8 protein-coding genes are annotated in these 12,685 nt (G+C 63.7%); 3 read left to right on the forward strand and 5 right to left on the reverse strand.

Annotated features, from left to right (window positions below; translation table 11 throughout):
- Positions 1-401 precede the first annotated feature (401 nt).
- Positions 402-1,847: a hypothetical protein gene (locus tag ABIB42_RS22435; RefSeq protein WP_429249019.1), complete on the forward strand. Its 1,446-nt coding sequence runs from the start codon at positions 402-404 to the stop codon at positions 1,845-1,847.
- Between the two features lie 130 nt (positions 1,848-1,977).
- Here the strand turns inward: ABIB42_RS22435 and ABIB42_RS22440 are convergent, their stop codons facing one another.
- Together ABIB42_RS22440 and ABIB42_RS22445 are read right to left on the reverse strand one after the other, a co-directional pair.
- Positions 1,978-4,050, reverse strand: coding sequence for a M13 family metallopeptidase (locus ABIB42_RS22440; RefSeq protein WP_005663917.1), 2,073 nt, complete (start codon positions 4,048-4,050; stop codon positions 1,978-1,980).
- A gap of 73 nt (positions 4,051-4,123) precedes the next feature.
- Positions 4,124-6,199 (reverse strand): M13 family metallopeptidase, encoded by a 2,076-nt coding sequence (locus tag ABIB42_RS22445; protein WP_005663918.1) that lies wholly within the window; start codon positions 6,197-6,199, stop codon positions 4,124-4,126.
- 583 nt (positions 6,200-6,782) lie between these two features.
- On the opposite strand from ABIB42_RS22445, the gene ABIB42_RS22450 reads away from it, so the two are divergent.
- Together ABIB42_RS22450 and ABIB42_RS22455 are read left to right on the forward strand one after the other, a co-directional pair.
- Positions 6,783-8,219: a S41 family peptidase gene (locus ABIB42_RS22450; protein ID WP_071360905.1), complete on the forward strand. Its 1,437-nt coding sequence runs from the start codon at positions 6,783-6,785 to the stop codon at positions 8,217-8,219.
- A gap of 110 nt (positions 8,220-8,329) precedes the next feature.
- On the forward strand, positions 8,330-9,451 hold the full coding sequence (locus ABIB42_RS22455; RefSeq protein ID WP_005663922.1) for a beta-ketoacyl-ACP synthase III: 1,122 nt from the start codon (positions 8,330-8,332) through the stop codon (positions 9,449-9,451).
- Positions 9,452-9,489: 38 nt separating this feature from the next.
- Here ABIB42_RS22455 and ABIB42_RS22460 read toward each other — a convergent pair whose 3' ends face one another.
- From ABIB42_RS22460 to ABIB42_RS22470, 3 genes are read right to left on the reverse strand one after another with little or no spacing between them, the layout of a single operon-like run.
- Positions 9,490-11,523, reverse strand: coding sequence for an NADPH-dependent 2,4-dienoyl-CoA reductase (locus ABIB42_RS22460; protein WP_219861971.1), 2,034 nt, complete (start codon positions 11,521-11,523; stop codon positions 9,490-9,492).
- A 56-nt stretch (positions 11,524-11,579) separates the two neighbouring features.
- Positions 11,580-12,035 carry a hypothetical protein gene (locus ABIB42_RS22465; protein ID WP_005663928.1) on the reverse strand — a complete coding sequence of 152 codons (456 nt, stop codon included), beginning with the start codon at positions 12,033-12,035 and terminating at the stop codon, positions 11,580-11,582.
- A gap of 20 nt (positions 12,036-12,055) precedes the next feature.
- On the reverse strand, positions 12,056-12,538 hold the full coding sequence (locus ABIB42_RS22470) for a DUF2721 domain-containing protein (protein WP_005663930.1): 483 nt from the start codon (positions 12,536-12,538) through the stop codon (positions 12,056-12,058).
- Positions 12,539-12,685 lie beyond the last annotated feature (147 nt).

Raw genomic sequence — 12,685 nt, forward strand, 5'->3', positions numbered from 1 at the left:
GATCACCTTGCACTATCGGTCTTCTGCGCAACTTTTCGTTCATTCTCCTCCTCTCGCAAGCTTCCCGGGCAGCTTCCAGCAACGGATATATGCCGCGTGGTATTTCGCTGCACTGTATTGCCGTTGAATCCCTTATCGTGAATTTTCTTGAATACCAAAATAAAACCTGATTCAAAATATTGCTCGAAAGAAAATTTAAACTGCTCAGAAACAGTTGGCACTATTGAACAAAAATACTTGCATGAAATAGTTGCCGTTCATATTCATTGGTTAGTAATTGTTAAATATTTCCATATTGCACTGTCACAATTGGTTACAAGTAGACTGCCGTAAATATCGTATCCTTCAAAACTTTCCCACCGGAACAAATTCCAAGCGGAATTTTTTACAGGATAAATACCATGCAATTCTGCAACTCTGCATCGACCAAACACCACGTCTTTCGCCTGAACGCCGCGCTGCTGATGTCGCTGGCAGCCATTGGCAGCACCTCGGCCGCCACCCTGTCCGTCGGTCCTGGCAAGACCTACGCGGCGCCCTGCGCCGCTTTCGCCAAGGCCAAGGCCGGCGACATCATCGAGATCCAGGGTGGCAAGACCTATAGTGGTGACGTCTGCGCCATCAGCCCGAGCGACCTCGTTATCCGCGGCGTGAACGGCCGCCCGAAGATCGATGCTGCCGGCAAGAATGCTCAAGGCAAGGCGATCTGGGTGGTCAAGGGCAATAACATCACCGTCGAGAACGTCGAGATGTTCGGCGCCAAGGTGCCAGACAAGAACGGCGCCGCGCTACGCCTTGAGGGCACTAACTTCACGCTGCGCTCGTCCTACCTGCGCGGCAATGAAAACGGAATTCTGAGCGGCGCCAACGCCAACAGTAATATCGTGATCGAATACAGCGAATTCGAACGCAATGGCGCGGGCGATGGCTATTCGCATAACTTATATATCGGCAATGTCGCCAGCCTCGCGTTCCGCTATAACTATTCGCACGACGCCCTGGTCGGCCACAATCTGAAGTCGCGCGCCAAGGTCAATACGATTAGCTACAACCGTTTCTCGAGCACGCCATCGGCCACTGCCAAGGCAGGTGCACCAAGCTATGAGATCGACCTGCCGAATGCCGGTACCGGCTACGTCGTCGGCAACGTGATCCACCAGCCGGCGGTCCACAATAATCCAGGCATGCTGGCCTATGGCATGGAAGGTGCGACAAATCCGGGCAAGGACTTGTATGTCGTGAACAATACCTTCCTGAACGACGACAGCTCGCGCGGCACCTTCGTCCTGGTCGGCAGCAAAGTGACGACCCCGGTCTTACTGCAGAACAATATCTTTAGCGGCACAGGCACCGTGACCAGCCAGGGCAGCGCCGTGCAGAAGAGCAATTATCGTTCGGTGGCCGCAGGCTTCGTCAACCGCGCGCAGTTCGACCTGCATCCGCTCGCCAACGCACTGGTGATCAATGCCGGCACCGCACCGGGCAAGTCGGCGGCCGGCGTCAGCCTGGCCCCAACCGCGCAGTACAAGCATACGGCTTCGGGAGAATCCCGTCTGGTTTCCGGCACGCTCGATATCGGTGCCTATGAAGCGGCAGGTTCGACGGCGGCGCCGACGACTCCTGCGCCTGTGCCTGCGCCTGCGCCGACGACGCCGGAAACCTGGAAGCAGTGCGCCACCGAAGGTTATACCTGCTCTTTCACCGGTACCCGTGAGGTGCGCTACGGCGTGCCGGGCGCCTACAGCACCAAGGTCATTACTGCAAAAACCGCCTGCACCTCCGCCGTATTCGGCGATCCGAAGAAAGGCTATTCGAAGACCTGCAGCTATTCCAGCCTGGCGCGCTGACCGTCCTGTATCGCGGGGAACGGCCGACCAGCTCTTCCGCGCGTAGCCACGGTACAAGCACAAAGGCCCGGTCGTCGTCGACCGGGCCTTTTATATATGCAGCACTATTTTCGGCTTGGACAGCCCTGGCTTACCAGATGATCACGCGATCCTTCGGCGCCAGGTACATCTTGTCGCCCGCCTTGACCCCGAACGCCTCGTAGAAACCAGGCTGGTTCTTCAGGGTGCCGTTGGCGCGGTACTGCGCCGGCGAGTGCGGATCGGTCTTGATCTGGGCGATCTGCGCCGGTTCGCGCATCTTGGTGCGCCACACCTGGCCCCAGCCCATGTAGAAGCGCTGGTCGCCGGTGAGACCGTCGATGACGGGCGCCGGCTTGCCCTTCAGCGAGATCTTGTAGGCTTTATAGGCGATCGCCAGGCCCGAGTTGTCGCCGATGTTCTCGCCCAGGGTCAGTTCGCCGTTGACGTGGTAACCCTCCAGCGGGCTGAAGGCGGCATATTGCGCGATCAGCGCCTTGGTCTTCTCGCCGAAACGCTTGCCGTCTTCTTCGGTCCACCAGTTGCGCATATTGCCGTCGCCGTCATACTGCGAACCCTGGTCGTCGAAGCCGTGGCTGATCTCGTGGCCGATCACGGCGCCGATGCCGCCGTAGTTGACCGCGTCGTCGGCATTGGCGTCGAAGAACGGCGGCTGCAGGATCGCGGCCGGGAACACGATCTCGTTCAGCTCCGGGTTGTAGTAGGCGTTGACGGTCTGCGGCGTCATGCCCCACTCGTCGCGGTCGATCGGCTTGCCGAGCTTGTTCAGTTCGCGGTTGTATTCCACTTCGCGCGAACGCATCACGTTGCCGACCAGGTCATCGCGCTTCACGGTCAGGGCCGAATAGTCCTTCCACTTGTTCGGGTAGCCGATCTTCGGCGTGAACTTGGCCAGCTTGGCCTGCGCTTCCTTCTTGGTCGCGGGGCTCATCCAGTCCAGAGTGTCGATCGACTCTTTATAGGCGGCCAGCAGATTGTTGACCAGGACTTCCATGTGCGCCTTGCGCTCGGCCGGGAAGTGCTTCGCCACGTACAGCTTGCCGACCGCGTCGCCCAGGCTCGATTCCAGGGTCGAGACGCCGCGCTTCCAGCGCGGTTCCAGTTGCGGGATGCCGGCCAGGGTGGTGCCGTTGAAGGCGAAACGCTGGTCGACGAAGGCTTTCGACAGGTAGTTGGCGTAGCCGTTCACGGTCTGGAACTGCAGATAGGCTTTCCAGGTTTCCAGCGGAATACGACCAAGAACGTCAGCGAAGCCCTTCAGGTAGGTCGGCTGGCTGACGATCAGGTAGTCGGCCTTGCCCTGCAGGCCCGACGCCTTCAGCCACTGCTGCCAATCGTAGCCCGGCGCCATGGCGGCCAGTTTCGAGAGTTCGACCTTGTTGTAGGTCTTGATCGGGTCGCGGTTCTCGACCTTGGTCCACTGCGCCTTGGCCAGCTCGGTTTCCAGCTCGACGATGGCTTTCGCATCGGCCTTGGCATTCTTGCCGCCGGCCAGCGCCAGCATCTTCTCGACGTGCTGCTGGTACTTGGCGCGGGTGTCCGCCAGCTTGGCGTCGTCCAGCTTCAGGTAGTAGTCGCGGTCGGGCATGCCCAGGCCGGCCTGGTACAGGTCAGCCACGTACTTGGTCGAATCCTTGGCGTCCTGGTGGATGAAGAACACGAAGGGCACGTTGACGCCGATGCGGCCCAGGTGGGCGAACATGGCCGGCAGTTCATTCTTGTTCTTGAGCGCGGCGATCTTGCCCAGTTCGCCGGCCAGCGGCTTGGCGCCCAGCTGTTCCAGGCGCGCTTCGTCCATATAGCTGGCGTAGAAGTCGCCGATCTTGCGCGCTTCGGTGCCGTTGGCCGCGCTGCGTTCCATCGCAGCTTTCTCGATCACGGCGCGCAGTTGCGGCAGGGTGTCGTCGCGCAGCTGGTGGAAGGCGCCCCAGGTCGACTTGTCGGCCGGGATCTCGACGCTCTTGAGCCACTTGCCGTTCAGGTGTTCGAAGAAATCGTCCTGCGGGCGTACGCCGGCATCGATGTACTGGGTGGCGATGCCCGACGCTGCCGCGCTGGCCTTGGCGGCGCTGGCAGGGGCGGCAGGGGCGGCGGCGCCGGATTCGGCGTGCGCGAACGAAGCTACCAGCACGAGTGCGGCAGCGCTGAACAAATGTCGTTTCATGTTCTCTCTCTTTGTTGTGAGTGCAATGCAAAACGGGCCGGCGCTCATGACGCCGGCCCGTCCTTGGACCAGATTACCAGATGATGACGCGTTCTTCAGGCGGCAGGTACATCTTGTCGCCCGGTTTCACGTCGAAGGCCTTGTAGAACTCGGCCATATTGCGCACGGTGCCGTTGGCGCGGAACTGGCCCGGCGAGTGCGGGTCGGTCTTGACCTGGTTGATCTGCTGCGCTTCGCGCATCTTCGAGCGCCACACCTGGCCCCAGCCCATGAAGAAGCGCTGGTCGCCCGTGAGACCGTCGATCACCGGCGCCGGCTTGCCGTGCAGCGAGATCTGGTAGGCCTTGTAGCCGATCGCCAGGCCGGCGTTGTCGCCGATGTTCTCGCCCAGGGTCAGTTCGCCATTGACGTTATAGCCCGGCAGCGGGCTGTAGCCGTTGAACTGGTTGACCAGCTTGTCGGTGCGGGCCTTGAACGCGGCCTTGTCCTCGGCGGTCCACCAGTTGCGCAGGTTGCCGTCGCCATCCGACTGGCTGCCCTTGTCGTCGAAGCCGTGGCCGATTTCGTGGCCGATCACGGCGCCGATCGCGCCGTAGTTGACGGCGTCGTCGGCGCGCATGTCGAAGAACGGCGGCTGCAGGATCGCGGCCGGGAACACGATCTCGTTCATCGTGCTGCGGTAGTAGGCGTTCACGGTCTGCGGCGTCATGCCCCACTCGGTGTGGTCGATCGGTTTGCCCAGCTTGCCGATGTTGCGCTCGTACTCGAAGGTCGAGGCGCGCATCGCGTTGCCCACCAGGTCGTCGCGCTTGATGGTCAGGCGCGCGTAGTCGCGCCACTTGTCCGGATAGCCGATCTTCGGCGTGAACTTGGCCAGCTTGGCGCGCGCTTCCTTCTTGGTCGCAGGGCTCATCCACTCCAGGTTGTCGATCGACTGGCCGTAGGCGATGATCAGGTTCTTCACCAGCTCTTCCATGCGCGCCTTGCGCTCGGCCGGGAAGTGCTCCTTCACGTACAGCTTGCCGAGCGCCTCGCCCAGCGCGCCTTCGACGGTGGCCACGCCCTTCTTCCATTCCGGACGCTGCTCGGTCACGCCGGTCAGCGCGGTGCCGTAGAAGGCGAAGTTTTCGTCCACGAAGGCCTTCGACAGGTAGGGCGCGTATTCGCGCAGCAGCTGCCATTCGAAGTACGACTTGACGGTCGCCAGGTCGGTCTTCGCCAGCAGTTCATTGAAACCGGTGAAGTAGCTCGGCTGGTTGACGATGATGTATTCCAGCTTGTTGCCCACGCCGGCGGCGCCCAGGGCCGCCTTCCAGTCGTAGCCCGGCGCCAGCTTGGTCAGTTCAAGCACGCTCATCTTGTTGTAGCGCTTGACGGGATCGCGGTTCTCGACCTTGGTCCACTGCACCTTGGCCAGCTCGGTCTCGAAGTCGACGATGGCCTTGGCCTGGGCCGCGGCGTTCTTCTCGCCGGCCAGGGCCAGCGTCTTCTCGACGTGCTGCTGGTACTTGGCGCGGATCTCCGCCAGCTTGGCGTCGTCCTGCTTCAGGTAGTAGTCGCGGTCGGGCATGCCAAGGCCGCTCTGGCTGATGTAGGTGGCGTACTTGGTCGACTCGCGCATGTCCTGGCCGACGTAGATGCCGTAGGGGCTCGAAACGCCGATCTTCGCCAGGTGGGCGGCCAGGGCCGGGATGCCCTTCTTGTCCTTCAGCGAGCGGATCCGCGACAGCTCGCCGGTCAGCGGCTTGTAGCCCAGGGTTTCGCGGCGCTCGGCGTCCATGAAGCTGGCGTACAGGTCGCCGATTTTCCTGGTCTCGGTGCCGGCCTTGGCGCCGGTGTCTTTCTGTGCGGCCTCGATGATCGCCAGCAGCTGCGGCGTGGTGTCTTCGCGCAGCTTCATGAAGGTGCCCCAGCTCGAACGGTCGCTCGGGATTTCGGTGTCCTTCAGCCACTTGCCGTTCAGGTAAGTGAAGAAGTCGTCCTGCGGACGCACGCTGGTGTCGATGTACTGGGTGTCGATGCCCGAAATGACGCCGGCCGGCGCGGCGGCGGTGGCGGCGGTGGCCGGCGCAGCGTCGGCAGCCATGGCCGGCGCAGCGAAGGCGGCCATCAGGGACAGGGTCAGGGTGCTCAGGAGGTGTCGCTTCACGGGAAAAATCCTTACTTGCAGTGCGATTGCAGGGTGAATCGGTTCCGGCCGGATGGTCGGCAAAAAAACCATTCTAGCGGTTAGGCAATAAACCTCGCTGGCGGAGCACGGATTTTTACTTTTCGATACACGGCACACATGTGTTTTCGCGTATGCATGTGTTGGAAGATGACAACACGATGACAGGCGGGATGACATGTGCGCCCCGTGTCCGGTGAAGGGGAATGTACAATCTCCGCAGAGGCAGCCGACAGATCGCACAATGTGCGAAACCGGGACCGGAAAGAAAAAAGCCCGCGGTGGAGGCCGCGGGCAAAGACCACTTCAAGAGTGGAGAGAGAGAAAAACTGGTTCCAACTATAGGCTGCCTCATCCGCACGCTCTTCTACTCTTACAATTGCTTACCATCGTAGGATCGGGTGTAACAACTCCGCCTCCCAACGCATCCTTTTTCATTCCAGCTCGATAGCTTTTGCGCCGCCGCCCGCAGCCGCGCACGAACCGGTTTATACTGGCCTTGCGCTACCTCAGGCATAAGTTCGCCTGCCGGTTCCGTGCGCAAATGCCTCAACGGATCAACCACATGGGTTCCACCTTCAAGAATTCCTGCCTCGTCGGCCTGGGCGTGATCGCCGGGGTCGGCCTGACCATGCAATTCTCCGCCCTCGCCTTCAAGCCGCCGGTCGACGCCAGCATGCCGATCGCCGAGCTGCGCCAGCTGGCCGACGTCTACGGCGTCATCAAGTCCACCTATGTCGAACCGGTCGAAGATAAAGCCCTGCTGTCCGAGGCGATCGCCGGCATGGTCGCCTCGCTCGACCCGCATTCGGCCTACCTCGATCCGCGCGCCTACCGCGAGCTGCGCGAAGGCACCGAGGGCCGCTTCGTCGGCGTCGGCATCGAGATCGCCGTGAGCGAGGACGGCTATATCGAGATCGTCACCCCGATGGAAGATTCGCCGGCCTACCACGCCGGCATCAAGGAGGGCGACCTGATCACCCGCATCGACGGCCACCCGGTCCAGGGCACGCCGATCGACGACGCCATCAAGCGCATGCGCGGCGAGCCGGGCACGCGCGTCACGCTCACGGTCGCACGCAAGGACGCGCCCGAACCACTGAATTTCACCATCGAGCGGCGCGAGATCGTGCAGAAAAGCGTCAAGGCGAAGATGGTGGAGCCGGGCTACGCCTGGCTGCGCATCGCGCAGTTCCAGGAACCGACCGTGGACGACATGGCCGCCAGGCTGCAGGCGCTGTACCGCGAAGATCCGGACCTCAAAGGCCTGGTGCTCGACCTGCGCAACGATCCGGGCGGGCTGCTGCAGGGCGCGATCGGCGTCGCCGCCGCCTTCCTGCCGAAGAACGCCGAGATCGTGTCGACCAACGGCCAATTGGCCGATTCGCGCCAGCGCTTCTACGCGCGGCCCGAGTTCTACATGCTGCGCAGCGGCGCCGACCCGCTGGCCACCTTGCCACCGGCGTTCAAGGACTTGCCGATGGTCGTGCTGGTCAATACCGGCTCGGCCTCGGCTTCCGAAATCGTGGCCGGCGCCCTGCAGGACTATAAACGCGCCGCCATCCTGGGCAGCCAGACCTTCGGCAAGGGCTCGGTGCAGACCATCCGCCCGATCGGGCGCGACGCCGCGGTCAAGCTGACCACGGCGCGCTACTACACCCCGGCCGGGCGCTCGATCCAGGCGCGCGGCATCGTGCCCGACCTGCCCGTGGACGAAACGCTGGAAGGCGACGGCCTGAACGCGCTGCGCATGCGCGAGGCCGACCTGCAGCACCACCTGTCGAACGGCGCGGGACCCGAAGCCGCCACGCGCGAGGACGACATCGAGGAACAGATGCGCCTGCTGGCCGAGGCGCGCACCCGCAAGCCGCTCGACTACGGCAGCGCGGACGACTTCCAGCTGGCCCAGGCCCTGCGCCACCTCAAGGGCCAGGAAGTGGTGCTGTCCAAGCGCGCCGCCCCCGCCACCACGCTGGCCCAGCACGGGCGCAAGGACCAATAAACGCGACTGAACAGTCCCTGCGGCAGCCGATTCCCAGGCATGCGCCGAGCGTGTAGAATCGGCGCATCTTGCGGACAACCCCGCTTATTTTCCCTGAAAGTTTGCTGAATATGAAACCTGTCGTCATCAGCGGCACCGGCCTGTTTACCCCGCCGCATTCCATCTCGAACGACGAGCTGGTGACAGCCTTCAACGCCTATGTCGAACTGCACAACCAGGAGCATGCCGCGCAAATCGCGGCGGGCGAGGTGACGGCGCTGGAACCGTCGAGCAGCGCCTTCATCGAAAAAGCGTCGGGCATCAAGTCGCGCTACGTGATGGAAAAGAGCGGCATCCTGGACCCGAGCCACATGACGGCGCGCATTCCGGAACGGGCCGACGACGAGATCTCGCTGCAGGCCGAGATGTGCGTGGCCGCTGCGCGCGAAGCGTTGACGCGCGCCGGCAAAACGCCGCAGGACATCGACATGGTGCTGGTCGCCTGCAGCAATATGCAGCGCGCCTATCCGGCCATGGCGGTCGAGGTGCAAGAGGCGCTGGGCATCGACGGCTTCGGCTTCGACATGAACGTGGCCTGCTCCTCGGCCACCTTCGGCATCGCCACCGCGGTCGACGCGGTGCGCAATGGCCGCGCACGCGCGGTGCTGGTGCTGAACCCTGAAATCACCAGCGGCCACCTGAACTTCCGCGACCGCGACAGCCACTTCATCTTCGGTGACGCCTGCACCGCGATCGTGATCGAGGCCGCGGAGACGGCAAGCAGTGCGCACCAGTGGGAAATCCTCGACAGCCGCCTCAAGACCAGTTTCTCGAACAATATCCGCAACAACTTCGGCTTCATGAACCGCTTCGACGAAGCGGGCATCGGCCAGCCGGATAAACTGTTCCGCCAGCAGGGCCGCAAGGTATTCAAGGAAGTCTGCCCGATGGCGGCCCAGACCATCGCCGACACGCTCGCGGCGGCCGGCCTGGAAACGAAAGACGTGTCGCGCTACTGGCTGCACCAGGCCAACCTGAACATGAACCTGCTGATCGTGCGCACCCTGCTGGGCCGCGACGCGACAGCCGACGAAGCGCCGGTGATCCTGGACAGCTATGCCAACACCTCGTCGGCCGGCTCGATCATCGCCTTCCACCGCTACCAGGACGACCTGCCGGCGGGCGCCAATGGCGTCATCTGCTCGTTTGGCGCAGGTTACTCGATTGGTTGCGTGGTGGTGCGCAAGAAGTAATCAACTTCGAATCCACTTCGAATCCACATCGGCGCGGCTCACAGCCGCGCCGCCAGTTCCGCCCCTTCGCGGATCGCGCGCTTGGCATCCAGCTCCGCCGCCAGCGCCGCGCCGCCGATCTTGTGGAAGCGCGGGCCGCCCGTGGCCCCATCCGCCGGCATCAGTTCCGCCAGGCTTTCCTGCCCGGCGCAGATCACCACATTGTCCACCTCGAGCAGGCGCGCTTCGCCCCCGACCGTGATGTGCAGGCCGGCGTCGTCGATGCGCTCGTACCCCACGCCGGCCAGCATGGTCACGCCATTGCGCGCGAGCGTGGCGCGGTGCACCCAGCCCGATGTTTTCCCCAGGCCGGCCCCTGGCCGCGTGGTCTTGCGCTGCAGGAGCCAGACCTGGCGCGGCGGATGCGGCGCCACCGGCGGCGCCAGCCCGCCCGGCGTGGCGACCAGCGGGTCGACGCCCCACTCCTTCATCCAGTGCGCCGCCGGCACCGGCAGGGCTACTCGCGGATCGTGCACCAGGAATTCGCCGGTATCGAAACCGATGCCGCCGGCGCCGATGATCGCCACCCGGCGCCCGACCGGGCGGCCGTCACGCAGCACGTCGAGATAGCTCAGGACCTTCGGATGGTCGATGCCGCGAATCGATGGCTTACGCATGCGGATGCCGGTCGCCACGATCACCTCGTCGAAGCCCTGGGCCAGCAGTTCCTCGCGCGTAATCAAACAATTCAAGCGAATGTCGACGCCCAGCAATTCGAGACGGCGGCCAAAATAACGGATCGTCTCCGCGAATTCTTCCTTGCCTGGAATGCGCATCGCGATATTGAACTGGCCGCCGATGCGGTCCTGGGCGTCGAACAGGGTCACGCGGTGCCCGCGCTCGGCCGCGACCGTCGCCGCCGACAGCCCGGCCGGCCCGGCGCCGACCACCGCGATGCGGCGCGCCGTGGCGGCCTTGCGGAACACGAGTTCGGTTTCGTGGCAGGCGCGCGGGTTGACCAGGCAGGTCGCGCGCCGGTTGGAGAAGGTATGGTCCAGGCAGGCCTGGTTGCAGGCGATGCAGGTATTGATCTCGTCGCTGCGGCCGGCGGCGGCCTTGGCGACGAAATCGGCGTCGGCCAGGAAGGGCCGCGCCATCGACACCAGGTCGGCGTCGCCGCGCTCCAGGATGCCCTCGGCCTCGGCCGGCATATTGATGCGGTTCGAGGCCACGACGGGAATGCCGACTTCCTTGCGCAGCCGTCCCGCGACTTCGGCGAAGGCGGCGCGCGGCACCGAGGTGACGATGGTCGGGATGCGCGCCTCGTGCCAGCCATAGCCGGTGTTCAGGATCGTGGCGCCGGCGGCCTCCAGCGCCCTGGCGGACAGCACGATCTCGTCCCAGGTATTGCCGCCTTCGACCAGGTCGAGCACCGAATGCCGATACATCAAAATGAAGTCCGGCCCGACCGCGGCGCGGATGCGGCGCACCACCTCCATGGCGAGCCGCATGCGGTTCTCGATCGGCCCGCCCCAGCGGTCGGTGCGGCGGTTGGCGCGCGCGCACAGGAACTGGTTCAGCAAATAGCCCTCGCTGCCCATGATCTCGACGCCATCGTAGCCGGCCGTGCGCGCCAGCCTGGCGCAGCGCACGTAGGCGCGGATCGTCGCTTCGATGCCGGCCTCGGTGAGCGCCCTGGGTTTGAAGCGCGAGATCGGCGACTTGATGTTCGAGGCCGACACCACGAAGGGCTGGTAGCCGTAGCGGCCCGCGTGCAGGATCTGCATCAGGATCTTGCCGCCCTCCTCGTGCACCGCGCGCGTGACGCGCCGGTGGTTGGGCACGTCGAACAGGGAGTTCAGGGTGCCGCCGAAGGGCAGCAGCCAGCCCTGGCGATTGGGCGAGATGCCGCCGGTGACGATCAGGCCCACGCCGCCGCGCGCGCGTTCGCGGTAGAAGGCGGCCAGCTTGCCGTAGTTGTAGAAGCGGTCTTCGAGCCCGGTGTGCATCGAGCCCATGATCACGCGGTTCTTCAGGGTGGTGAAACCCAGGTCGAGCGGCGCAAGCAGGCGGGGATAGGTAGCAGTAGTCATCGCGGCATTACACCGCGATTTTCTGGAGCCGTGCGTCTAAACGGCTGGAAGGCGCATCAAGCCAGGTGGCTTTCGCGGTCGCGCAGTTCGGCGAAGCTTTCGATGCTGCCGATGCTGACCACCACCGGGTTCAGGCTGGCGCCGGGGGACATCGGGCGCCAGGCGAACTGCCATTCTTTTTCGCGCGCCTGGCCCAGGCTCTTGGTGAAGGCCGCGCCCAGCGGCGAACGGTTGCCGTACTCGATGGCGCCGTCGATGCCAGCCCAGTTGGGCAGCAGGCGCTGCACGGCGCGGTGCAGGCGCTCGCCGAATTCCTCGGTATTGTGGATCACCAGGCAGGCGTCGCTCGGCGTGATGATGTCGAACAGGCGCTTGTCCCAGACGGTGGAAAACGAGACGTGCAGGAAGCCGCCATTGGGCTCGAGGCGGAACTGGCCGGTCTTGAGCGCGTTTTCGAGTTCGGCGCGCAGCGCGTAGCGGTGCAGGGTCGGAGGGCGTTGGTAGTCGTGCATGGGATTCTTTCTTGCCGCATTCAAGGCTGCGAGGTTGGCGATGGTGGTGGCGGCGGCGGCGATTGCAGCATCATGATGGCCTGGTGCTGCATGCGCATGAACTTCGACGCGATGAAGATCTCGCGCAAAAAATAGACGAAGCTGCTGATCAGGGCGATCATCGCGAACACGAAGCAGGCGGCGATGTACTGGTCGAGCGGAATGCCGGTGGTGTCGCCCGCGAACAGCATCGCGATGACCACGCACACCAGCAGGCCGCAGGCGGTGCTGGAGGCGATCGCGAAGTTGATCAGGTGCGAGCGCTGGTAGAGCAGTTCGAGTTCGCTTGAAAACTCGGCGTTGGGGCTGACCTTGAGCCGGTCCTCGAGCACGCGCGTGCGGTCGATGATGCGCGCCAGCCGGTTGGTCAGCACGGTCAGCTTGGTGGCCACGCCGGTGAGCAGGAAAACCGGCGCGATCGCCAGCTGGATGACATGGCCGATGTCGCTGATCTGGATATTCATAAGAACACGTTCGAATTGTTGTAATGTGCCTGGTGCGTCAGGTGCGCAGCTGTGCTGCCTGGGGACTCGACGGCATGCGTAGGGTTGGCGGCTACGCCGCCGACGCGTTCAACTCCATGACACATAGTGTAGCAGCCAACAGCACCC

The organism is Massilia sp. UYP32 (assembly GCF_050434365.1).
GTDB lineage: Bacteria > Pseudomonadota > Gammaproteobacteria > Burkholderiales > Burkholderiaceae_D > Telluria > Telluria timonae.

Excerpts from the sequence above, each read along its gene's own strand:
- ABIB42_RS22455 (WP_005663922.1), top strand. The coding sequence starts at position 8,330 with ATGAAACCTGTCGTCATCAGCGGCACCGGCCTGTTTACCCCGCCGCAT.
- ABIB42_RS22435 (WP_429249019.1), top strand. The coding sequence starts at position 402 with ATGCAATTCTGCAACTCTGCATCGACCAAACACCACGTCTTTCGCCTG.
- ABIB42_RS22465 (WP_005663928.1), bottom strand. The coding sequence starts at position 12,035 with ATGCACGACTACCAACGCCCTCCGACCCTGCACCGCTACGCGCTGCGC.
- ABIB42_RS22450 (WP_071360905.1), top strand. The coding sequence starts at position 6,783 with ATGGGTTCCACCTTCAAGAATTCCTGCCTCGTCGGCCTGGGCGTGATC.
- ABIB42_RS22440 (WP_005663917.1), bottom strand. The coding sequence starts at position 4,050 with ATGAAACGACATTTGTTCAGCGCTGCCGCACTCGTGCTGGTAGCTTCG.
- ABIB42_RS22460 (WP_219861971.1), bottom strand. The coding sequence starts at position 11,523 with ATGACTACTGCTACCTATCCCCGCCTGCTTGCGCCGCTCGACCTGGGT.
- ABIB42_RS22470 (WP_005663930.1), bottom strand. The coding sequence starts at position 12,538 with ATGAATATCCAGATCAGCGACATCGGCCATGTCATCCAGCTGGCGATC.